The sequence below is a fragment of the Paraburkholderia diazotrophica genome, assembly GCF_900108945.1.
GTDB classification, from domain to species: Bacteria; Pseudomonadota; Gammaproteobacteria; order Burkholderiales; family Burkholderiaceae; genus Paraburkholderia; species Paraburkholderia diazotrophica.
Genome location: NZ_FNYE01000002.1, coordinates 37464 through 59373, shown reverse-complemented (window position 1 = coordinate 59373; position 21910 = coordinate 37464). Strand labels below are relative to the sequence as shown.

Genomic DNA, 21910 nt, shown 5'->3' with positions numbered 1-21910 from the left:
TGCGGGACGTGTTGCGCGCGCAACGTCGCACGCGTGACACAGAACCCTGTGCTTAATCACGCCTGTCCGGGCGCTTACTCGATGACCTTCGGCACCAGATACAGGCCGTCCTGCACAGCGGGAGCCGGACGCTGGTATTCATCGCGATTCACGCTTTCGGTGACGGCGTCGTCGCGCAGACGCAGCGCCACGTCTTCGATCTGCTCGATGGGATGAGCGAGCGGCGCGATGCCCGTCGTGTCGACCGCCTGCATCTGCTCGACAAGACCAAAGAAATCGTTGAGCTGCGTGAGCGTGTGCTGGGCGTCGGCATCGGGCAATTCGAGCCGTGCGAGATGGGCGATGCGTTTCACATCGGTCAGGGTCAAGGCCATGCGGATCACCGGAAAAGTGGCGGTCTGCCGCAACGATGAAAAACGATGCTGCGACAGCAGGTTAGGTCATTGGAGCAGGCCCTCGAAATTGGGGCCGGCGACGGCAAAAAGTGCCGTTCGTTTCCTTTAAATCAAGCAAAATTATAAGGTATCATTACGCGTTCGACCCAAACCCGGACCGACTTACCAAGGCCTTTCTGGCATTTTCAGAGATCGCTGAACGACAGAGCTGCCGCCTTGCTATAGCCTCCGGTGCGTTTTCCTCGCAGTTTCATGCTTCCATAGCCGCAACGGCTGAACGTGAGGCTGCTAACTTTATTCCGCTGCCGCCCTATGCATACGATGCGAGGCCCGGCCCCCAGCGAGACAGGATTTTGAATGTTTGGTTTTTTGCGCAGCTATTTCTCCAACGATCTGGCCATTGACCTCGGCACGGCCAACACGCTCATCTACATGCGTGGCAAGGGTATCGTTCTCGACGAGCCGTCCGTCGTTTCGATTCGCCAGGAAGGCGGCCCGAATGGCAAGAAGACCATTCAGGCAGTCGGCAAGGAAGCAAAGCAGATGCTCGGCAAGGTGCCGGGCAACATCGAGGCGATCCGCCCGATGAAGGACGGCGTGATCGCCGACTTCACCGTGACGGAACAGATGATCAAGCAGTTCATCAAGACCGCGCACGAATCGCGCATGTTCTCGCCGTCGCCGCGCATCATCATCTGCGTGCCCTGCGGCTCGACGCAGGTCGAACGCCGCGCGATCAAGGAAGCGGCACATGGCGCGGGCGCATCGCAGGTCTACCTGATCGAAGAGCCGATGGCGGCTGCAATCGGTGCGGGTCTGCCCGTGTCGGAAGCGACGGGCTCGATGGTCGTCGATATCGGCGGCGGCACGACGGAAGTCGGCGTGATCTCGCTGGGCGGCATCGTATACAAGGGCTCGGTGCGCGTCGGCGGCGACAAGTTCGACGAGGCGATCGTCAACTACATCCGCCGCAACTACGGCATGCTGATCGGCGAACAGACGGCCGAAGCCATCAAGAAGGAAATCGGCTCTGCGTTCCCGGGTTCGGAAGTCAAGGAAATGGAAGTGAAGGGCCGCAACCTGTCGGAAGGCATTCCGCGCAGCTTCACCATTTCGAGCAACGAGATTCTCGAAGCATTGACCGATCCGCTGAACCAGATCGTGTCGTCGGTGAAGATCGCACTCGAACAGACGCCGCCGGAACTGGGCGCCGACATCGCCGAACGCGGCATGATGCTGACGGGCGGCGGCGCGCTGCTGCGCGACCTCGACCGCTTGCTGGCAGAAGAAACCGGCCTGCCCGTGCTGGTCGCCGAAGATCCGCTGACGTGCGTCGTGCGCGGCTCGGGCATGGCGCTCGAACGCATGGACAAGCTCGGCAGCATCTTCTCGTACGAGTAAGCTTGTCAGTCCCCATGTCAGTAACACGCACTGAAAGGCTGGCTCCGCCAGCCTTTGTGCGTTGTGCGCGCAACCTGGCGCGCTGAAGTCTCACCCACTCGCTCACGCTCCCGGCGACCATGGAATACAGTCCGCCGCCCCTGTTCAAACAAGGCCCCTCGGCGCTCGCACGACTGATTTTCTTCGTGCTGGTAGCGCTCGCCCTGCTCATTTCCGACGCGCGCTTCAATACGCTCGAGATCGTCCGCGGCGTGCTCGGCGCGGGCTTGTATCCGTTGCAGCGCGCGGCGCTCGTGCCACGCGACATCTTCATGGGCGCCGCCGATCTCGCCGTGACGAGCGCGACGCTGCGCAGTGAAAACGCGAAGCTGCGCACGCGCAATCTGCAGTTGTCGCAACAGGCCAACGAGGCCGCGCAGCTCGGCGCTGAAAATACGCATCTGCGCAATCTGTTGCAGCTGTCGCAGAAGATGACGACGCAATCGATTCCCGCCGAAATCCAGTACGACACGCGCGATCCATTCACGCAGAAGGTCGTGATCGGCCGTGGCTCGCAGCAGGGCATCAAGGGCGGCTCGCCCGTCGTCAACGAAGACGGCGTGATCGGCCAGGTGACGCGCGTGTTCCCGATGCAATCGGAAGTCACGCTGCTCACCGACAAGGATCAGGCCGTGCCCGTGCAGATCGTCCGCACCGGCTTGCGCAGCGTGATCTATGGCACACCCAAGGGCGACGCGCTCGATCTGCGTTTCGTACCGATCAGCGCCGACGTGCTCGCGGGCGATGAACTCGTGACGAGCGGTCTGGACGGCGTGTATCCGCCGGGGCTGCCCGTCGCGAAGATCGTGCGCGTCGACAAGCAGGCGGATACGGCTTTCGCGCGCGTGGTTTGCCAGCCGATCGCCCCCGTGCGCGGTGCTCGCGATCTGCTTGTCCTGCACTACGAAAGCAACGTGCCGCCGCGTCCCGCCGACGAACCCGATCCGGCCGCCGTCGCGAAGGAAGCGAAAAAGAAGAACGCGAAAGCGCCGGAGAAAGGCAAGCCGGGCGAGAAAGACGCGAAGCCGGCGCAGGCTGCATCGACGCCCGCAGCGGCGGCAGCGGCGGCTGTAAAGCCCGCGTCATCGGTCAAGCCCGCCGGCAAGGCCGCGACCGAGAAGAAGCCGGCCGCTGAAAAGAGCGCGAAACCACAAGCCGCGCAAGGGGCCCAGCAATGAATCGCCCGCAGTACATCCTGCAGCCCGTCAATCCCTACTTCATCGCGTTCAGTCTGGCCGCCGCGTTCCTGCTGAACATGATGCCGTGGGGACGCCTGATCGGCATTCCCGATTTCGTCGCGCTCGTGCTGCTGTTCTGGAACGTGCATCAGCCGCGCAAGGTCGGCATGGGCATCGCGTTCATGCTCGGCCTGTTGATGGATGTCCACAACGCAAGCCTGCTCGGCGAACACGCACTCGCGTACACGCTGCTGTCGTATGGCGCGATCACGATCCATCGCCGCGTGCTGTGGATGCCGATCGGCGTACAGGTTTTCGCCGTGATGCCGTTGCTCGTCGTCGCTCAACTGGTGCCCTTCGTGATCCGCCTGCTGACGGGCGCATCGTTTCCGGGCTGGGGTTATCTGATCGACGGTTTCGTCGAGGCCGCGCTCTGGCCCATCGCGAGCATTCTCCTGTTGATGCCGCAGCGCCGTCCCGCCGATCCGGACGACACGCGGCCCATCTGACCGCCCGCGCCGCCCGCTCGCACATGAACGCGCATCCATGTTGCCGCCTTCACGATCGTCGGGCAGCCCAACGCGCGTCGCGGCGAGATGAAGCGGCGCCAAAGCCGGCTGCGTATGGGCACATGACCCGGCACATGACCCGGCACATGACCCGGCGCGTGACCGTCGAACTGAATCAAACCGCATAACCGGCAGTCCCTGCCCAACCGCATGACCGAATTCAAGGACACCCAGCAGCAGCTCACGAAATTCCGCCTGCGCGTCGCGGCGGCGGGGCTGTTCGTGTTCGTCTGCTTCGGGCTGATCGCATTCCGCTTCCTGTTCCTGCAGGTCTGGCACTACAGCAAGTACTCGCTGCAAGCCGACGAGAACCGCATCTCGGTCGCGCCGATCGTGCCGAACCGCGGCATCATCACGGACCGCAACGGCGTCGTTCTCGCGAGGAACTACTCGGCGTACACGCTCGAAATCACGCCGTCGAAGCTGAACGACTCGCTCGACAACGTGATCGACAATCTGTCGACCGTGGTCAACATCGATGCGCGCGACCGCCGGCGCTTCCGCAAGCTGCAGGAGGACTCGAAGAACTTCGAGAGCCTGCCGATCCGCACGCGCCTCACCGACGACGAAGTCGCACGCTTCACCGCACAGCGCTTCCGTTTTCCAGGCGTCGAAGTGCGCGCGCGGCTGTTCCGTCAATATCCGCTCGGACCGACGGCGGCGCACGTGATCGGCTACATCGGCCGCATTTCGCAGCGCGACCAGGACCACATCGACGATGCCAGCGATCAGAACGACAGCGATCCCGATCACTACGACCCGCGCCTCGATGCGAACAACTACAAGGGCACCGACTACATCGGCAAGATCGGCGTCGAGCAGAGCTACGAAACGGAACTGCACGGCCTGACGGGTTTTGAGGAAGTCGAAGTGACGGCGGGCGGACGGCCTGTGCGCACGCTCTCGCGCACGCAGGCGACGCCGGGCAACAACCTCGTGCTGTCGCTCGATATCGGCTTGCAGCAGGTCGCCGAGCAGGCATTCGCAGGACGCCGCGGCGCGCTGGTGGCGATCGAACCGTCGACGGGCGACGTGCTCGCGTTCGTGTCGGCGCCGAGCTTCGATCCGAATGCATTCGTCGACGGCATCGACCAGCAGACCTGGGATGAATTGAACAACTCGCCCGATCACCCGCTGCTCAACCGTCCGCTGCACGGCACCTATCCGCCCGGCTCGACATACAAGCCGTTCATGGCGCTGGCCGCGCTGACGCTGCACAAGCGCACGCCGCAATGGGGCTTCCAGGACCCGGGCTCGTACACGTTCGGCGGCCACACGTTCCGCAACGACGTGCCGCAGGGCCAAGGCTGGATCGACATGAACCGCGCGATCATGGTGTCGAACGACACGTACTTTTACATGCTCGCGCACGATCTCGGCGTCAATGCGATCGCGAACTTCATGAAGCCGTGGGGCTTCGGCCAGATAACGGGCATTGACATTGCCGGCGAAGCGCGCGGCATCCTGCCTTCGACGGACTGGAAGCGCAAGGCGTACCACAAGCCCGAGCAGCAGAAATGGTACGAAGGCGAGACGATCAGCCTCGGCATCGGCCAGGGCTACAACTCGTACACGATCCTGCAGCTCGCACACGCGACAGCCACGCTCGCGAACAACGCGACCGTCATGAAGCCGCACCTCGTGAAGGAAATCGAGAATCCGATCACCCGCGCGCTGCGCGCCACCGTGCCGAAGGACGACGGACGCATCGACGTGAAGCAGTCGGACATCGACGTCATCAAGCGCGGTATGGAAAACGTGACGATGAACCCGTCGGGCACCGCGTATCAGGTGTTCCGCAATGCGGCGTATCTGTCGGCGGGCAAGACGGGGACGGCGCAGGTGTTCTCGCTGCAAGGTCAGAAGTACCACGGTCACGCACTCGCTGAAAATCTGCGCGACCACGCGCTCTTCATCGCGTTCGCGCCCGCCGACAATCCGAAAATCGCGCTCGCGCTGATCGTCGAAAACGGCGGCTGGGGTGCGCAAGCGGCGGGGCCGATCGCGCGTCGCGTGCTCGACTATTACCTCGTCGACCGCGCGAAGCCGGGCGTCGAGGCCGCGGCCGTCACGGCGGCTGCATCGGCGACGGAAGAAACTTCGGCGCCTGTCATCGGCAGCGCGCCACCTGCACCCAACGGCGAGATTCAGCCGGTGTCGGTCGCGGCGGGCTTCACCGCGCTGCCGCTGCCCGTGGGCGCATCGACGCCGCATGCAGCGCCTGCATCGGATGCGTCCGGCGCGAATGCGGCGGGCGTTGCGGCCTCAGGCGCTGTGACGGCTTCGGCACTGGCTGCGTCTGCTCCTGGTTCGGCCGCTGCACCCGTGCCCGCTTCCGTTGCGAAATCCGCGCAATCCACCAAGGCGCCGCGCGGCGCGTCGGCAACTGCCGCGCCATCGACGGCGGCGTCATCCGTCACGTCAGCGACCACGGCTGCGGCCACCGTGAAGGCCCCCGACGCGCGCAAGTCATCACACAAACCCCGCCCGGCCAGCGAATCGCGGCCAGCCGCCGCTGCGCCATCGCGCAACGACGAATCGCAGGCCGCCCCGCGCGGTCCTGTGTCCGGCGGCATCGACGAGTAAGGAGAAAGGCATGCAAATCGACAAGCGCGCCTGGCTCGATCGCATCAAGAACATGTTCGCGGGCTTCGATCGTCCGCTCGCACTGATCGTATTTCTGCTGCTGTGCGTCGGCATCGTGACGCTCTATAGCGCGAGCATCGACATGCCCGGACGTGTCGAAGACCAGTTGCGCAATATCATCCTGACGTTCGGGCTGATGTGGGTGCTGGCCAACATCCCGCCGACGACGCTGATGCGCTTCGCCGTTCCCATCTACACATTCGGGGTCGCGTTGCTCGTCGCGGTCGCGATGTTCGGCCTGACGCGCAAGGGCGCGAAGCGCTGGATCAACGTCGGCGTGGTGATCCAGCCGTCGGAGATCCTGAAGATCGCGACGCCGCTGATGCTCGCCTGGTACTACCAGCGGCGCGAGAGCAATATCCGCTGGTGGGACTACATCGTCGGTCTGATCATTCTCGCCGTGCCCGTCGGCCTGATCGCCAAGCAGCCCGACCTCGGCACAGCCGTGCTCGTGTTCGCGTCGGGGCTTTTCGTCATCTACTTCGCCGGACTGAGCTTCAAGCTGATCGTGCCCGTGCTGGTCGCGGGCGTGATTGCCGTCGGCGCGATTGCGACTTTCCAGGACAAGATCTGTCAGCCCGAAGTGCAGTGGCCGCTGATGCACGATTATCAGAAGCACCGCATCTGCACGCTGCTCGATCCGACATCCGATCCGCTGGGCAAAGGCTTCCACACGATTCAGGCCGTGATCGCGATCGGCTCGGGCGGCCCGCTCGGCAAGGGCTGGCTGAAGGGCACGCAGGCTCACCTCGAGTTCATTCCGGAGAAGCACACCGACTTCATTTTCGCGGTATTCGCCGAGGAATTCGGCCTGGCGGGCGGCCTGGTGCTGCTGACGCTCTACATGGCGTTGATCGCGCGCGGTCTGTTCATCGCGGCGAATGGCGCGACGCTGTTCGGCCGATTGCTGGCCGGCTCTCTCACGATGGCGTTCTTCACCTACGCGTTCGTGAACATCGGCATGGTCAGTGGGATTCTTCCCGTGGTGGGTGTGCCTTTGCCGTTCATGAGTTACGGCGGAACCGCGCTGACGACACTCGGTTTTGCGATTGGTCTCATCATGAGCGTCGGGCGGCAGAAGCGTCTGATGCAAAGTTAATCCACGAGCCCTACGTCCTACCCACATAGTCAAACGGCGCCTGAAATTCTCAGGCGCCGTTTTTTATTGAGGCTTCGCTTCGTGCGACTCACGCAGTTGCGCGCTCAGTTGCTGATACTTGAGCCGCGCCGCCGGATCGCCTTGCGCGGCGGCCGCCGCGTAATAGGCGCGCGCCACGTTCAGATTCTGCGGAACACCATCGCCGCCGCGCTCGTAGAACGAGCCCGTCACGTACTGCGCGGTCATGTCGCCGCCCTCGGCTGCCTTCTTGTACCAGACGAACGCCTGCTGGTTATCGCGCACGGTGCCGCGTCCGTCGAGAAACTGGTTCGCGAGCGCTAGCTCAGCCTGAATATGTCCTTGCTGCGCGGCCTTCAGAAACCATTGATGCGCCTCGACGGGATCGCGCGCGACGAACTCACCGTCGTCGTACATCTTCCCGTACACGTATTGCGCATGTGACATGTTGGCGTCAGCGGCCTTGCGCAGCCACTTCTTGCCTTCTTCGACATTGACCGGACCGCCTTCGCCGTTGAGCAGCATCATCGCGTAGTTGAATTCGGCGAGACGGCTGCCGCGCTGCGCAGCCTTGCGAAACTCGGCGAGCGCCGACGTAAAGTTGCCGGCGTTGTAATCGGCGACGGCCGTTTGCGTTTCGAGATCCGACGCGGGCGGCATCTTGCTCTGCGCATGTGCCGCCGCGCCCGCCGCCAATGCGGTCAATACGACAGCGCGAGCCGCGCAACCTGCTATGCGCGCCGCGCCCAACGACAACAGCTTCATGACCGAACCTCCTGCAATGCCTGTCGCGTGGTGCGCAACAGCCACATTACGTCGGCGGCGAGCGCGATGAAACGAAAGCCTTCCGACCGGTATTGCCGCGCACTCGCGACATCCATGGCAAAAATGCCCGTCGCGACGCGCGCTCGATGCGCAACATCCAGAATGTGCTTCATCGCGCCCTGGACTTCAGGGTGTTTCGAATCGCCGAGATGACCGAGGCTCGCCGCGAGGTCCGCCGGCCCGACGAACAGGCAGTCGATGCCCGGCGTCGCCGCGATCTGCTCCACAAGCTCGAGCGCGCGCCTCGACTCGATCTGCACGATCGTGGCGATTTGCGCGTTCGCATTCTGCAAATAGTCGCGTCGCATTCCGTATGCTGCTGCACGAACCGCGCCTGCTACGCCACGCAGGCCGTCCGGTCCTTCCAGCGTCGCATATTGGGTCAGCCGGACGGCCTGGGCCGCTTCGTCAGCCGTCTCGATGTTTGGAAACATCAGCGTGCGCGCGCCCGCGTCGAGGACGCGCTTGACGAGCCACGGCTCGATGGCGGGCAGGCGAACGACGGGCTCCGTGGGCAGATGCGCGGCCGCAATGGCGCGCAATTGTCCCGTCACGTCGATGCTATCGTTCGGCGCGTGCTCCATATCGATCAGCAGCCAGTCGAAACCGGCGTGCGCGAGCGCTTCGGCGGCGCTGTCGCTGCCGAGCGACAGCCACAGTCCGAACAGCGGGTCCGGCTCTTTCAGGCGCAGCTTGAGTGGATTCGTGAAGGTGCTCATTGCGCGCCTCCGTCGCCGTCGAGCACGGCCGTGGGCAGACTTGAGCGAAAGACTACGCGGCCCGAACGGCCGACGTGAAAGGTGTCGTCATTGTGGCAGGCGTGGCGCCCGCTGCAAATCGCGGTGACCGGCATGTCTCGCTCCGAGTGATTATCGAAACGATCATACCTTGACAATAACCCGATTAGTCGCGGACCACGTCGGCCCAGCAATTCGGCGTCTCGTACAGACGCACCTTGTGCAGACGCAGATTGACGCCATAGTGCGCGTCGTAGACGTTCGCGAGAATCTCGAATGCGACGGCCGCGAGATTTTCGACGGTCGGAATGCGGTCGAGCACGACCGTCTTGTGACCGGCCATCGAGTCGAGAAAACCGCGCACCTGCGTATCGCCTTCATAGACGAGAAACGCGTGGTCCCACTTGTCGACGAGATGCTCGTTCGCGAGCGCTTTGACGTCGGCGAAATCCATCACCATGCCGCGATCGGGCGCGCCTTCCGTTTCGACGAGATCGCCTTGCAGCGTAATTTCCAGCACGTAGCGATGCCCGTGCAGATTACGGCACTGGCTGCGGTGATCGGGAATGCGGTGGCCCGCGTCGAATTCGAGTTTTCGGGTAATCGTCAGCACGGCAATCAGGGAATGTTCAGGTACTTGTGAGTCTGCATCGACAGGCGCCACTGCGGATGGCGCTTGCACCAGTCGATCGCGAGCTTCGTGTTGATGTCGCGCGAAGGGCCGTCCATCGGCTGCACGAGGAAATAATCGAAGTCGAGCTTCGCGTAGTCGGCGAGACGCTGGTTCTCCTGCGGCACGACCACTTTCAGTTCGTTGCCTTTGGTCTGCACGAGCGGCGCATCCGCTTTCGGGCTCACACAGATCCAGTCGATCGTGTCGAGCACGGGCAGCGAACCGTTCGTCTCGATGGCGATTTCGAAGCCGGCCGCGTGCAGCGCGTCGACGAACGGCTGGTCAATCTGCAGCATCGGCTCGCCTCCCGTGCACACGACGAAGCGCTGATCTTCGCCTTCCGGCCACAACGAAGCGATCTTCGCGGCCAGCTCTTCGGGCGTGCGGAATTTGCCGCCGTTCTCGCCGTCGGTGCCGACGAAGTCGGTGTCGCAGAACTTGCACACTGCGTCGGCGCGATCTTCTTCACGGCCCGACCACAGGTTGCATCCGGCGAACCGGCAAAACACGGCCGGGCGCCCTGCGTTCGCGCCTTCGCCCTGCAACGTGTAGAAAATTTCCTTGACCGCGTACGTCATGCTGCTTTCTGCCTGATGCTCCGTGAAGCCTGTTGATGTCGCTTTCGTTTAGGCCGGTTCCGTGACCTGCTCGCCGTTCAGAAACGCTTCGTACCCGCGCTTGCGCAAACGGCACGCAGGGCACTCGCCGCAGCCGAAACCCCATGCATGCAACTCCGAACGCTCGCCGAGGTAGCACGTGTGCGTTTCGATGCGGATCAGCTCGACCAGTGCGTCGCCGCCCAGCGTATGTGCGAGCCGCCACGTGTCGGCCTTGTCGATCCACATCAGCGGCGTCTCCAGCACGAAGCGGCTGTCCATGCCGAGATTCAGCGCGACTTGCAACGCCTTCATCGTGTCGTCGCGGCAATCCGGGTAGCCGGAAAAATCCGTCTCGCACATTCCGCCGACCAGCACGCGCAACCCGCGACGATACGCGATCGCCGCCGCAATCGTCATGAACATCAGATTGCGGCCGGGCACGAATGTGTTCGGCAGACCATTCGACGCCGCGTGAATCTCGATGTCGCGCGTCATCGCCGTGTCGCTGATCGAGCCGAGCACCGACAGATCGATCATGTGATCGTCGCCGAGCCGCTCGCCCCAATCGGGGAACGTGCGCGCCACCGCGCTGCGGAAACCCTCACGGCATTCGAGCTCGACACGGTGCCGCTGCCCATAGTCGAAACCCAGTGTTTCGACTGTTTCGTACCGATCCAGCGCCCAGGCGAGACACGTGGCCGAATCCTGGCCACCGGAAAACAGCACCAGGGCGCTACTCTTGGCGTCTTTGCGGGTCACTGCGAAACTCCGTGTTTGTTGAATGCCGCGCACAAGCGGTGCCTGGCGGCCTTGCGGCGCGCGGGCCGGCACCCATGCCGGCTCAAGCAGTATAGGCTGCGGCTTTCACGCGCCAAGCTGCCTGCGTTTATACCGTCAATTGTCCGCCAAGGAGTTTCACGCCGCACGATGCCTCGGACCTGAAACGAAAAAGGACTTGCGAAGAACACATGGCAAGTCCTTGATAAAGCGCGATTTTATCACGCGGAGCCGAGCCCCGCTCGCGGCCGCCGCGCGATGTCTCGCGACGAATCGGCATATCGTCCGCACATAGGAAAAGCCCCAGGAATCTTGCGATTTCCTGGGGCCGAATCCTGGTGGCCTGGGGCGGAATCGAACCACCGACACGCGGATTTTCAATCCGCTGCTCTACCAACTGAGCTACCGGGCCAACGAAGAAGCGAGAGTATAGCAAGCGATTTTCTGATTCTCAAGCCCTTCCCGAAAAAAACTCCTGTTGAAAGAGCTTTCCGCTTACTCGCCCTTGTTCTTGCCGAGATCGACGCCAAGCTGCTTGAGCTTGCGATACAGGTGCGTGCGTTCGAGCCCGGTCTTTTCCGCGACGCGCGTCATGCTGCCGTTCTCGCGCGCGAGGTGGTACTCGAAGTACGCGCGCTCGAATGCATCGCGCGCATCACGCAGCGGAATATCGAACGAAATCGACGCCGTCTGGGCCGACAGCATGCCGCCGCCCAGGTTGTCCGCGGACATCATCGGCAGCGCCGCCGCCGATGCCACAGCCGACGCATTCGCCGCCATCGCCGGCTTGGCCGCCATGCCGCCCGCAGCGGGCGCCGCGCTGCCGCGCGCCAGCCCCTGCTCGACGGCCTTCAGCAGCTTTTGCAGCGCGATCGGCTTTTCGAGGAAATTGAGCGCGCCGATCTTCGTCGCTTCGACAGCGGTGTCGATGGTCGCGTGGCCCGACATCATGATGACGGGCATCGACAGAAGCGCTTGCGCGGCCCACTCCTTGAGCAGCGTTACGCCATCGGTATCGGGCATCCAGATGTCGAGCAGCACCAGATCGGGTGCCTGACGAAGCCGGTAGTCACGCGCTTCCTGCGCGTTTTCCGCGACGTCCACGACATGTCCCTCGTCGCTCAGGATCTCCGAGAGCAGTTCCCGGATGCCCATTTCATCATCTACCACCAGGATGGTTGCCATTTACGCTGCCCTTGTCTGCACTGTTGCTTTTGTCTTTCCCTGCGACGCGCTGCCGTGCGCCGCCTGCGGCCCGCTTCCGGGCGCCGCAGCATTGTTATCTGCGAGTTGAAGGAAGAGGATTGAAATTTGCGCGCCCTCGATTACATCGCCGGCTTTCAGACGATTGCGTATATCGATTCGTGCGCCGTGTTCATCGACGATCTTCTTGACCATGGCAAGTCCGAGACCTGTACCTTTGGCCTTGGTCGTTACATAAGGTTCGAACGCGCGCGTGAGGATGCGCGCGGGAAACCCCGGACCGTTGTCCGACACGGTCAATCGCACCGCGACGCTCACTTTGCCGTCTGCATCGGGATCGCCATATTCTACTGTCCTCGTCTCGAGCAACACACGGGGGTGCCCGACATCGGCGACAGCATCCTGCGCGTTCTGCAGCAGGTTATGGATCACCTGACGCAATTGCGTCGCGTCTCCGCGTATAACGGGCAAGTCCGCCATTTCGACGACAATCGCGCTCTTGCCCTCTTCGATTCCGTACAGCGTGAGCACTTCGCTCACGAGTTCGTTCAGTTGCAGATTTGCGAGCACGGCAGGCGGCGTGCGCGCATAGTCGCGGAAATCGTCGACCATCTGCTTCATCGCCGCGACCTGATTCACGATTGTAGTGGCGCCACGTTTCAATACTTCGGCATCCGACGGCGCAAGCTTGTCGGAGAGCTTCATCTGCAAGCGTTCAGCCGAAAGCTGGATCGGCGTCAGCGGATTCTTGATCTCGTGCGCGAGACGCCGCGCGACTTCGCCCCATGCGATCGAACGCTGCGCGGAGATCACGTCGGAAATATCGTCGAACACGACGACATAGCCGGACGTCACTTCATCGTCGCTGTCGTTGCCCGCCGCCGATACGAGCCGCGCGCCGCGCGCAAGCAGCGTCAGCGGATCGGTTTCGCCCGGTATTTGCAGCGCCATCTGCTGCTGCCAATGGCCCGTGTCGTCCTGATCGCCGCCCGCTGCTTCGAGATCGGCAAACGCCTTGCGCACCATCGCGCCGAATTCGCTCAACACGGCAATGCGATCGAGCGACGAGCCGAGCATCGACGCGAACGGCTGCCGGAAGATGCGTTCCGCGCCGCGATTGACGGTCATCAAGCGGAACTGCCGGTCGAACACGAACACGCCCGCCGTCAGATTCGCGAGAATGCTTTCGAGGTACGCCTTCGAATGTTCGAGCGCGACGCGGTTGGCCTCGACGGCTGCGCGCGCTTCCGACAACTGGCGCGTCATCGCGTTGAACGACTGCGTAAGGAAGCCGAGTTCGTCGCGCGACTTGATTTCGCGCTTCGGCGTGTAGTCGCCTTCCGTCACTTCTTTCGTGCCCTGCGCGAGCAGGAACAGCGGCCGCGCAAGCTGATTGCCGAGCGCGAGCGCGAGCATCATCGCGATGAAGGTCGCGAGAAAGAGCGCGAGCGTCAGCGTGCCGATGTACATCTTGCGCAGGCCCGTGCGCCCGATCGCCTTCTCCTGGTACTCGCGATACGCGCGCTGCACGGCATCCGCATTGCGCGCCAATGTCTGCGAGACCGGCTGCGTGAGTTGCAGGAAGCGCTCGGTCGGCTGCAGCAGCGACGCGTTGGTGTCGGGAATGCGCTGCACGATGCGCAGACGCAATGCGCCCTTTGCGCCGCGCGCTTTCGGATCGCCGTCGACTTCGCCTTCGATCGACGCGAAGCCGCGTCCACGCGCCTGATCGATCATCATCGCCGTGGGCAGGTCGCTCGGCACGAGCGACGCATAGTTGCTCGTCGCCTGCGCCACGACGTGCATGTCCGGCGCCGCGCCCGACATGCTGCGCGTCGGCTCTACGATCGTCGCGTCCTGCACGCCGAACTGATCGCGCAAACGCAGCAGCGTGAGCGTCGTTCCCGCGGAATCGGCGCTCGCGAGCTGCTCGGCCATCAGACGGCCCTTGGTCTGCAAGTCGGACAGCGATGCGTCGAGCATCCCGCGTCCGAGATTCAGCCCCGACGTGAGCGCGGTTTCGACATTGACGTCGAACCACGACTCGATACTTCGCGACACGAACTGATACGACACGATGTAGATGATGCCGCCCGGCACCACGCCGACGAGCGCGAAGAAGAACGCGAGCTTCGCGAGCAGCCTCGTGCCGAATTTGCCCTTGCGTAATCGCGTGACAATGATCACCACGAGCACCGCGACGATCAGCATGAAGATCAGCGCAACCGCGACGTTGGCCGCGTAGAGCCAGCCGTAATAGCGGTCGAAGAATTCGGTGTTCGCGCTCGCCGCCGCGAGCAGCACGAGCAGCAGGACGGCCGTGACGGCCACCGTCGACACGAGCAACCGCACGACGACGCTGCTGACACTGGTGGCGCGGCGCACTTTATTTAGCACGTTCGGTCACCGTGAAAGTAAAACGCTTCCAGTCGGAAGCAAGGTTCCAGTCGCGGTTGTTGACCGCGTCGATCTGGAACGGCTTGGGCATCAATGCGATGTCGAGCTGCATGCGCACCGATGCGTTGTACGTTTCTCCCGCATGGACCTGGTTGCGATCGATTACATGCCACGACGTGACATGCTTGATCACGGCGAGCGCCTCGTTGAGCGAGGCGAAGCCGAGTTGCAGGCCGCCCGTCGATACGCGGTACTCGCGCGTGAGCGGCTGAAACGATAGTCGAATGCTTTGCGATACGCTCACCGGCTGTTCATCGAACCAGTACCAGCGCGGCCGGCTCAGTTCGAAGTCCGTTGTGAAGTAAAGCGGTATGCCCTTGTTGACAGCATCTTCGAGATTGCTGTTCAGCTCGAAATCGAAGCGCGCGTCGAGGCTCCAGCCGCTGCCGTCGGATTGCAGGGACGCGCGCTGCACGGCGATCGATTCGGCACGCGCCGGTCCGGCTGCCGTCAGGCAAAGTGCCAGCGCAATCCAGAGCGCGGCCGCGAGCCGTAGCGGAAGAAAGCGTTTGATGATCACCGTTTCTGAAAGCGCGCGTAGAAGAATCCGTCGTGGTCTAAGCTCGAACCAGTGCTTTGTCCGGCGCGGGAACCAGCCGAAACATCGGCGGGCGCGCGGGCGACTGCTGGGAGCAGTTGCCCCGGCGCGTCCAATCGTACCGCATCCGCGTGTCGGTTTCCAAACCACTGGGCCTGCAACTCGCCTTCTTCGGGAAAGATCGAGCACGTAACGTACAGCAATTCGCCGCCCGGTTTGACGAGCGGCCACAGCGCTTCGAGAATGCGGCGCTGTTCTTCGACGAGCGCCGGAATATCCGACGCGCGGCGCAGCCAGCGAATATCCGGATGACGACGCACGATGCCCGACGCGGAGCACGGCACGTCGGCGAGAATGCGATCGAATGGCTGATCGGCGGCGTCATGCCATTGCGTGGGATTGCCTGCGTCGCCGATGCGCACATGAGCATTCAGCTTCAGACGCTGCAGGTTTTCGCCGATACGCCGCGCGCGCGTCGCATCGCTTTCGAGCGCGATCAGATCGATGTTCGCAAGTTCGAGCAGATGTCCCGTCTTGCCGCCGGGCGCCGCGCACGCATCAAGCACGCGCATGCCGTCGCGCACGCCGAGCCATTGCGCCGCGAGTTGCGCGCCCGCGTCCTGCACGGAGACGACGCCTTCGTTGAAGCCCGGAATACGCTCGACGGGCATCGGCGCGTCGAGACGCACGGCGTGATCGCCGATCTGCGTTGCCGGAATCTGATGCTCGCGCAACGTTTGCAGATACGCATCGACCGTCGCGTGACGCGCGTTTACGCGCAGCGTCAGCGGACCCTGGCTGTTGCCCGCGGTGAGGATGTCTTGCCACGCATCGGGCCACGCTTTGCGAACGGCGTCGATCCACCAGACGGGGTAGTTCCAGCGAGCGACTTCATCGTTCCGCGTGTCGGCGAGCAGCGTTTCGCGTTCACGCAAGAAGTTACGCAGCACCGCGTTGACCAGCCCCTTTGCGAACGCGAACTCGCGCCGCGCGCCGATCGCATTCACAGCCTGATCGACGACCGTGAATGGCGCATAGGCAGCGTTGCTCTCTTCATCGACGAGCAACGCGAGCGCGCAGACCAGCACGTGTCCGACATGCGGCGGCGGGGGTTTGCGCACGACGTTCGCGACCAGCCCCTCGACCGTGCCGAGCCGGCGCATCGTCCGGTACGCAATGTCTTGCACAGCGCCACGCGACGCCGCCGCGACACCTTCCGGAAGCGACATAAAAATCGAATGCAGGGCTGCGGGCAGCGCGGCGCCTTGACGAACGGCGCCGACGGCTTGGGCTGCGCAATCGAGCGCGAAGCCGAGCGATTCGGGCGCGAGATGCAACGTCGACAGGCGAGTATCGCGTGAGCGCGATGGCGGCGAAATGGGACGCTGAGAAGGCTTTCGGGTCATGAACAGGCGGAAAACGGGCGCTGACGGAGAGTGTCGCGCAAACGCCACATTGTAGCGTGACGCCGACCATGGACCGGCGCGCAGCCGTCACGGTGTTTTTGAAAGCGCGTCTATTCTCGGTCGAGGTCGAGCCTCTCCAGCGACGGCGCGGATCTCTAGCCAGAAAGAAACAGGGGCGAGTCGATCTCGCCCCTGTTTGCGTCGCCGTCGCGGGACGCCGGATCGAGCGTTGCCGGCGTGCGCTCAGTCGAAGCGCCCCGTACGGGCCATCTCCATCAGGCGCGCAATGCGCTCCTCGGTGGATGGGTGCGTCGAGAACATGTTTTGGATGCCGCCGCCCGACAGCGGATTCATGATCATCATCTGCGCGGTAGCCGGGTGCGCCTCGGCCGTCGGGAACGGGATGCCATTCGCGTAGCGGTGGATCTTGTCCAGCGCCGACGCGAGCGCCTGCGGATCGCCCGAAATCTGCGCGCCGCCACGATCCGCTTCGAACTCACGCGCGCGCGAAATTGCCATCTGGATCAGCGCGCCCGCGATCGGCGCGAGAAGCGCGACGGCGATGCTCGCGATCGGATTCGCCGGGCGGCCATTTTCGTCGCGGCCGCCGAAGAACATCGCAAAGTTCGCCAGCGCCGAAATCGCGCCAGCCATCGTCGCCGAAATGGTCGAGATCAGGATGTCGCGATGCTTCACGTGCGCGAGTTCGTGCGCCATCACGCCGCGCATTTCACGCTCTGACAGCGCGCGCAGAATACCCGTCGTCGCCGCCACGGCTGCGTGTTCGGGATTACGGCCCGTCGCGAACGCGTTGGGCTGGTCTTCGTCGATCAGGTAGACGCGCGGCATCGGCAGATTGGCGCGCGTCGCCAGCTCGCGAACCATCCGGTAGAACTGCGGTGCGCTCGTTTCGTCGACTTCCTGCGCGTTGTACATGCGCAGGACCATCTTGTCCGAAAACCAGTACGAAAAGAAATTCATCCCGAGCGCGATCAGCAACGCGAGCATCATGCCCCGTTGGCCGCCGATCATGCCGCCAATCACGATGAAGAGCGCCGTAATTGCGGCCATCAGCATCGCGGTTTTCACCCAGTTGAACATATCCAGAACTCCTTGCCCGTCACGCGGTTCTCTATTGCTGCCGCCAATTCGCGGCGAATGATTGTAAGCGAACTGTTAGATATGGACGAGCGGGAAAAATTCAATCACCGCGTTGCTGTGGCGAGCTTGATGCCGAGCCCCACGAATGCACCGCCGACGCCGCGGTCCAGCCACCTCTTGACACCCGGCTTACCGGAGAACTTGCGCGTAACGCTGCCCGCAATCCACGCGACGAAGCTGTTCCACACCATGCTCATCACGACGAAAACGACACCTAGCGTCAGAAACGCAAACGTCTTGTGATCGCTGCTAGCGGACACGAACTGCGGAAAGAACGACACGAAGAACAGCACGACTTTCGGGTTCAGCACGTTGGTCCAGAAGCCTTGCAGGAAAAGCTGGCGCAGCGACTTCGGCGCGCCGGTCGCGCGCGCGGCGCCCGCTGCTTCCGCGGCTTCCGGTTTCGTCAGGATGAGACGCACGCCAAGGTAAATCAGGTAGATCGCGCCGACGAACTTGATCACGGTAAACGCGGTGGCGGACGCGGCCAGCAGCGCCGTCAGGCCAAATGCGCAGGCGAGCGAGTGCACGCAGCACCCCGCCGAGATGCCCAACGCCGACATCAGTCCCGCGCCGCGCCCTTGCGCGACGCTTCGGCCGACGATGTAAGCGGTGTCGGGACCGGGCGTGACGTTGAGCAGAAAAACCGCGGCGATGAAGAACTCGAAATGGGTGATGCCGAACATGGAAACCTCTTCAGGCAGGGTTGCATCGAAGATTCTAACGCGCCGCACGAAGCCGGCGTGACCTGGCCGAACGGCAGATTGCGCCCCTGATAATCCGTCGCTTATTCTGGCTGCGCGAGGTCGAAATGCTGGCCCGCGGCGAGCGTCGACCCGGCCAGGAAATCGCGCACGGCAAGGCGCTTGCCGCCCGGCTTTTGCAGTTGCGCGATGCGCAGCGCGCCTTCGCCGCACGCCACGACGATACCTTCCGGCGACACATCGACGATCGTGCCAGGCGCGGCGTTGCGCGGCGCTTCGACTGCGCACGCCGACCAGATTTTCAGCACCGTCCCGTCGAGCGTCGCCGCGCCACCGGGAAACGGATCGAACGCGCGCACCTGCCGCGCGAGTTCCGCAGCAGGACGGCGCCAGTCGAGCGCCGCCTCCTGTTTGCCGATCTTCTCGGCGTAGGTGGCGCCGTCGGCAGGCTGAGGCGTCGAATCCAGCTTGCCGTTGCGCTCCAGTTCGATCAGCGCATCGACGATCAGCTTTGCGCCCCCTTCGGCCAGACGGTCGTGGAGGGTCGCAGTCGTGTCGGTGTCGTGGATCGGCATGCGCGCTTCGGAGATCATCGCGCCCGTATCGAGGCCCGCGTCCATCTGCATCAGCGTGATGCCCGTTTGCGCGTCGCCAGCCTCGATCGCGCGGTGAATCGGCGCGGCGCCGCGCCAGCGCGGTAGCAACGAAGCATGAATGTTGATGCAGCCGCGCGTCGGAATATCGAGGACTTCCTGCGGCAATAGCAGGCCGTAAGCGGCCACCACCATCACGTCGTGCGGCGTGGCGCGCAACTCGTCGATCGCGGCCGTGGCTTCGGCCGGGAATTTGCCGTTACGGCGCAACGAGGGCGGCTGCGCCACCTCGATGCCTTGCTCCTGCGCGTAGCGCTTGACCGGACTCGCCTGCAATTTCATGCCGCGGCCCGCCGGACGGTCGGGCTGCGTGAGGACGAGCGGCACCGGAAAGCCGGCCTCGTGAATCGCGGCGAGCGCCGCGGCGGCGAATTCCGGCGTACCGGCAAAGATGACGCGCAACGAATGGCTCATGGGCGTCACATCGCGTGCGCGAGCTTTTTCATCTTGCTCTTGATGCGCGTCTGCTTGAGCGGCGACAGATATTCGACGAACACGCGGCCCATCAGGTGATCCATTTCGTGCTGGATGCACACGGCGAGCAGCCCTTCGCAGTCGATCTCGAACGTTTCGCCCTTCTCGTTCAGCGCGCGCACGCGCACTTTCTCGGCGCGCTCGACGTTGTCATAGATGCCCGGCACCGACAGGCAGCCTTCCTCGTTGATCTTCTTTTCGTCGCTCGACCAGATGATTTCCGGATTGATGAACGCGCGCAGTTCATCGTGCGTGTCCGATACGTCGATCACGATCACGCGCTCGTGCACGTCGACCTGAGTTGCCGCGAGACCCACGCCTGGCGCGGCGTACATGGTCTCGGCCATGTCGGCAACGAGCTTGCGGATACGGTCATTGACGCTTTCGACCGGCTTCGCGATCTTGTGCAGACGCTTGTCCGGGTAGTTGAGGATGTTGAGTAAAGCCATGGTCCTGAAATTGATTGGGCGCCGACGCAGTTGAACACAGTCGCGCGATAGCCATTCGGCCAGGTTGTTCGCCGATCGCGACACGCACAGGATAGATGGTGACCGAACCGGATCGATTCAATGCCCAAACACATGTCGGCCGGCGCGCGAACGCGGCGCAGCAGTGGTTTCGGTTTATTTCGGATGATGAAAATTTTAGCATGGCGACCGCAAAGCCGGTTGCCGCGCGCGAGGACGCAAGCGATGCAGACCCTTCCCCTCACTGACGACGAACTGTCCGCCTGGCTGCGGCTCTCGATGGCGCCTGGACTGAAGCCGGCGGCGCTGCGTCAGATGCTGACCGCCTTCGGCCTTCCGGACGCGGTGCTCGCGCAACCGTTCGCCGCGCTCGCTCAGGCAAGCGACGAAGGCTCCGCCCGCGCCGCCCTTACGCCACCCGCACCGGACTTCGCCGCGCAGTTCGATGCGGTGCGAGCATGGCGCGAACTGCCCGGCAACGCGCTCGTCACGCTCGACGATCCCGCTTACCCGTCCGCGCTCCTCACCATGCCCGATCCGCCGCCGCTGCTATATGTAAAGGGACGCATCGAGTTGCTGCAGACGCGCGGCGTTGCGGTCGTCGGCAGCCGAAGCGCGACGCCGCAGGGCCTCGAAGACGCCTCCCGCTTTGCGCGCGCGCTGTCCGACGCAGGATTGACGGTGGTATCGGGGCTGGCGTTGGGCATCGACGGCGCGGCACATCGCGGCGCGCTTCAGGGGCGCGGCAGCACGATCGCCGTTATCGGGACGGGCGCCGATATCGTCTACCCGCCTTCGCATCAAGCGCTCGCACAACAGATCGCCGAGCGCGGCGCGATCATGTCGGAATGGCCGCTCGGCACGCCAGCGCGCTCTGCGCACTTTCCGCAACGTAACCGGCTGATTGCCGGGCTCGTGAGCGGCGTGCTGATCGTCGAGGCAGCCATGCGCTCGGGCTCGCTGATCACGGCTCGGCTTGCCAACGAAATGGGCCGTGACGTGTTCGCGATTCCCGGTTCGATCCATGCTCCGCTGGCGCGCGGCTGTCACCGGATGATCAAGCAGGGAGCGAAGCTCGTCGAAACGCCCGAAGATGTACTCGAAGAGTTGGGCTTTGACATACCCCCGCCTGCGCCGGCGCCCGTACCGACGCGTAGGCTGCGGGCCCTGCAGCAAAGGAGTTCCGCCGACGAATCCGCGCGCGGCGAAGCCGGTGGCGGATTGCCCGCCGAGGCCAGGCGCCTGCTCGACGCGCTCGGCCATTCGCCCGCGACGCTTGAAATTCTGGCCGAGCGCACCGAAATGGACGACACGCTGCTGCAAAGCACGCTGCTGCGTCTCGAACTGGCCGGCGAGCTGTGTGCGTTGCCCGGCGGCCGATACGTTCGCGCTGCGCACGGTGCATAACGCGTCGTGCTACATTCGCGCGAAATAACCATGTCATGCCGAAGGAACCGCCATGCCCGCGTTTAACCTGGACACAGACTCGAAGCGAATCGCCGAGCGCGTCAATGACCGCGAGACGCTTTTCGTTGCGTGCCTGTGCGCGGAATGGTGCGGCACCTGCCGTGAGTACCGTGCCGCGTTCGACGTGCTGGCGGACAAGCATCCCGACGTTTGCTTTGCATGGGTCGATATCGAAACGCACGCGGACCGTTTTGACGATCTTGATGTTGAGAATTTCCCAACGATTCTTATCGAAGACGGTACGACCACCCGCTTCTTCGGAACGGTCTTGCCGCAAGCGTCGATCGTCGAACGGATGCTCGTTGATCTGACGGCGCTGCCCGGCGTCAAAGGCGCGCCGAAAATGCGCCCGGCGTTGCTTGAAGCCTGATTCGCACCCGAAACGCAACAAATCACGCGTGTTTTGTGCCGCACGCGACCGCGG

Annotated in this window: 21 protein-coding genes and 1 tRNA gene; 7 read left to right on the top strand and 15 right to left on the bottom strand. The window is 63.5% G+C overall.

Features of this window, described 5'->3' with window-relative positions; genetic code table 11:
* Positions 1-74: 74 nt before the first annotated feature.
* Entirely contained in the window at positions 75-374 is a 300-nt protein-coding gene (gene gatC / locus BMW76_RS02995; RefSeq protein WP_090862694.1) for an Asp-tRNA(Asn)/Glu-tRNA(Gln) amidotransferase subunit GatC, read from the bottom strand.
* 378 nt (positions 375-752) lie between these two features.
* On the opposite strand from gatC, the gene BMW76_RS02990 reads away from it, so the two are divergent.
* The 5 genes from BMW76_RS02990 (at position 753) to rodA (ending at position 7327) form a co-directional block, all read left to right on the top strand.
* Positions 753-1796, top strand: a complete 1044-nt coding sequence (locus BMW76_RS02990) for a rod shape-determining protein (protein ID WP_004189550.1) — start codon at positions 753-755, stop codon at positions 1794-1796.
* Between the two features lie 119 nt (positions 1797-1915).
* The gene (gene mreC, locus BMW76_RS02985) at positions 1916-3013 is read left to right on the top strand and encodes a rod shape-determining protein MreC (protein ID WP_090862691.1); all 1098 of its coding nucleotides are present in this window, start codon (positions 1916-1918) and stop codon (positions 3011-3013) included.
* The gene (gene mreD, locus BMW76_RS02980; protein WP_090862689.1) at positions 3010-3522 is read left to right on the top strand and encodes a rod shape-determining protein MreD; all 513 of its coding nucleotides are present in this window, start codon (positions 3010-3012) and stop codon (positions 3520-3522) included. Before mreC ends, mreD begins: the two co-directional genes overlap by 4 nt.
* Positions 3523-3732: 210 nt before the next feature.
* Positions 3733-6168, top strand: a complete 2436-nt coding sequence (gene mrdA, locus BMW76_RS02975; RefSeq protein WP_090862685.1) for a penicillin-binding protein 2 — start codon at positions 3733-3735, stop codon at positions 6166-6168.
* A gap of 10 nt (positions 6169-6178) precedes the next feature.
* Entirely contained in the window at positions 6179-7327 is a 1149-nt protein-coding gene (gene rodA, locus BMW76_RS02970; protein ID WP_090862682.1) for a rod shape-determining protein RodA, read from the top strand.
* A 63-nt stretch (positions 7328-7390) separates the two neighbouring features.
* Here the strand turns inward: rodA and BMW76_RS02965 are convergent, their stop codons facing one another.
* From BMW76_RS02965 to def, 14 genes are all read right to left on the bottom strand, one after another.
* On the bottom strand, positions 7391-8110 hold the full coding sequence (locus tag BMW76_RS02965) for a tetratricopeptide repeat protein (RefSeq protein ID WP_090862679.1): 720 nt from the start codon (positions 8108-8110) through the stop codon (positions 7391-7393).
* Positions 8107-8889, bottom strand: coding sequence for an HpcH/HpaI aldolase family protein (locus BMW76_RS02960; RefSeq protein WP_090862676.1), 783 nt, complete (start codon positions 8887-8889; stop codon positions 8107-8109). Before BMW76_RS02960 ends, BMW76_RS02965 begins: the two co-directional genes overlap by 4 nt.
* Positions 8890-9073: 184 nt before the next feature.
* On the bottom strand, positions 9074-9517 hold the full coding sequence (gene queD / locus BMW76_RS02955; RefSeq protein WP_090863571.1) for a 6-carboxytetrahydropterin synthase QueD: 444 nt from the start codon (positions 9515-9517) through the stop codon (positions 9074-9076).
* An 8-nt stretch (positions 9518-9525) separates the two neighbouring features.
* Complete coding sequence (gene queE / locus BMW76_RS02950; protein ID WP_090862673.1) at positions 9526-10158, bottom strand: 7-carboxy-7-deazaguanine synthase; 633 nt, start codon at positions 10156-10158, stop codon at positions 9526-9528.
* Between the two features lie 48 nt (positions 10159-10206).
* Positions 10207-10938, bottom strand: coding sequence for a 7-cyano-7-deazaguanine synthase QueC (gene queC / locus BMW76_RS02945; RefSeq protein WP_090863568.1), 732 nt, complete (start codon positions 10936-10938; stop codon positions 10207-10209).
* Between the two features lie 354 nt (positions 10939-11292).
* Positions 11293-11368: transfer RNA gene (locus BMW76_RS02940), tRNA-Phe, on the bottom strand.
* Between the two features lie 83 nt (positions 11369-11451).
* Positions 11452-12141 carry a response regulator transcription factor EsaR gene (gene esaR, locus BMW76_RS02935; RefSeq protein WP_090862670.1) on the bottom strand — a complete coding sequence of 230 codons (690 nt, stop codon included), beginning with the start codon at positions 12139-12141 and terminating at the stop codon, positions 11452-11454.
* Positions 12142-14556, bottom strand: a complete 2415-nt coding sequence (locus tag BMW76_RS02930) for a sensor histidine kinase (protein WP_090862667.1) — start codon at positions 14554-14556, stop codon at positions 12142-12144.
* Positions 14546-15136: a DUF4390 domain-containing protein gene (locus BMW76_RS02925; protein ID WP_087732236.1), complete on the bottom strand. Its 591-nt coding sequence runs from the start codon at positions 15134-15136 to the stop codon at positions 14546-14548. Before BMW76_RS02925 ends, BMW76_RS02930 begins: the two co-directional genes overlap by 11 nt.
* A complete protein-coding gene (gene rsmB, locus BMW76_RS02920) occupies positions 15133-16560 on the bottom strand; it encodes a 16S rRNA (cytosine(967)-C(5))-methyltransferase RsmB (RefSeq protein WP_090862664.1) in 1428 nt (475 codons plus the stop codon). Before rsmB ends, BMW76_RS02925 begins: the two co-directional genes overlap by 4 nt.
* Positions 16561-16803: 243 nt before the next feature.
* Positions 16804-17661, bottom strand: a complete 858-nt coding sequence (htpX, locus tag BMW76_RS02915) for a zinc metalloprotease HtpX (RefSeq protein WP_090862662.1) — start codon at positions 17659-17661, stop codon at positions 16804-16806.
* Between the two features lie 104 nt (positions 17662-17765).
* Positions 17766-18407 (bottom strand): LysE family translocator, encoded by a 642-nt coding sequence (locus tag BMW76_RS02910; RefSeq protein ID WP_090862659.1) that lies wholly within the window; start codon positions 18405-18407, stop codon positions 17766-17768.
* 101 nt (positions 18408-18508) lie between these two features.
* The gene (fmt, locus tag BMW76_RS02905) at positions 18509-19492 is read right to left on the bottom strand and encodes a methionyl-tRNA formyltransferase (RefSeq protein ID WP_090862656.1); all 984 of its coding nucleotides are present in this window, start codon (positions 19490-19492) and stop codon (positions 18509-18511) included.
* A 5-nt stretch (positions 19493-19497) separates the two neighbouring features.
* The gene (def, locus tag BMW76_RS02900; RefSeq protein WP_090862653.1) at positions 19498-20001 is read right to left on the bottom strand and encodes a peptide deformylase; all 504 of its coding nucleotides are present in this window, start codon (positions 19999-20001) and stop codon (positions 19498-19500) included.
* A gap of 243 nt (positions 20002-20244) precedes the next feature.
* Here def and dprA point away from each other — a divergent pair, with 243 nt between their 5' ends.
* A complete protein-coding gene (dprA, locus tag BMW76_RS02895) occupies positions 20245-21426 on the top strand; it encodes a DNA-processing protein DprA (protein ID WP_090863565.1) in 1182 nt (393 codons plus the stop codon).
* Between the two features lie 52 nt (positions 21427-21478).
* Positions 21479-21856 (top strand): thioredoxin family protein, encoded by a 378-nt coding sequence (locus BMW76_RS02890; RefSeq protein WP_090862650.1) that lies wholly within the window; start codon positions 21479-21481, stop codon positions 21854-21856.
* Positions 21857-21910 lie beyond the last annotated feature (54 nt).

Excerpts from the sequence above, each read along its gene's own strand:
- gatC (WP_090862694.1), bottom strand. The coding sequence starts at position 374 with ATGGCCTTGACCCTGACCGATGTGAAACGCATCGCCCATCTCGCACGG.
- BMW76_RS02990 (WP_004189550.1), top strand. The coding sequence starts at position 753 with ATGTTTGGTTTTTTGCGCAGCTATTTCTCCAACGATCTGGCCATTGAC.
- mreC (WP_090862691.1), top strand. The coding sequence starts at position 1,916 with ATGGAATACAGTCCGCCGCCCCTGTTCAAACAAGGCCCCTCGGCGCTC.
- mreD (WP_090862689.1), top strand. The coding sequence starts at position 3,010 with ATGAATCGCCCGCAGTACATCCTGCAGCCCGTCAATCCCTACTTCATC.
- mrdA (WP_090862685.1), top strand. The coding sequence starts at position 3,733 with ATGACCGAATTCAAGGACACCCAGCAGCAGCTCACGAAATTCCGCCTG.
- rodA (WP_090862682.1), top strand. The coding sequence starts at position 6,179 with ATGCAAATCGACAAGCGCGCCTGGCTCGATCGCATCAAGAACATGTTC.
- BMW76_RS02965 (WP_090862679.1), bottom strand. The coding sequence starts at position 8,110 with ATGAAGCTGTTGTCGTTGGGCGCGGCGCGCATAGCAGGTTGCGCGGCT.
- BMW76_RS02960 (WP_090862676.1), bottom strand. The coding sequence starts at position 8,889 with ATGAGCACCTTCACGAATCCACTCAAGCTGCGCCTGAAAGAGCCGGAC.
- queE (WP_090862673.1), bottom strand. The coding sequence starts at position 10,158 with ATGACGTACGCGGTCAAGGAAATTTTCTACACGTTGCAGGGCGAAGGC.
- esaR (WP_090862670.1), bottom strand. The coding sequence starts at position 12,141 with ATGGCAACCATCCTGGTGGTAGATGATGAAATGGGCATCCGGGAACTG.
- rsmB (WP_090862664.1), bottom strand. The coding sequence starts at position 16,560 with ATGACCCGAAAGCCTTCTCAGCGTCCCATTTCGCCGCCATCGCGCTCA.
- htpX (WP_090862662.1), bottom strand. The coding sequence starts at position 17,661 with ATGTTCAACTGGGTGAAAACCGCGATGCTGATGGCCGCAATTACGGCG.
- BMW76_RS02910 (WP_090862659.1), bottom strand. The coding sequence starts at position 18,407 with ATGTTCGGCATCACCCATTTCGAGTTCTTCATCGCCGCGGTTTTTCTG.
- fmt (WP_090862656.1), bottom strand. The coding sequence starts at position 19,492 with ATGAGCCATTCGTTGCGCGTCATCTTTGCCGGTACGCCGGAATTCGCC.
- def (WP_090862653.1), bottom strand. The coding sequence starts at position 20,001 with ATGGCTTTACTCAACATCCTCAACTACCCGGACAAGCGTCTGCACAAG.
- dprA (WP_090863565.1), top strand. The coding sequence starts at position 20,245 with ATGCAGACCCTTCCCCTCACTGACGACGAACTGTCCGCCTGGCTGCGG.
- BMW76_RS02890 (WP_090862650.1), top strand. The coding sequence starts at position 21,479 with ATGCCCGCGTTTAACCTGGACACAGACTCGAAGCGAATCGCCGAGCGC.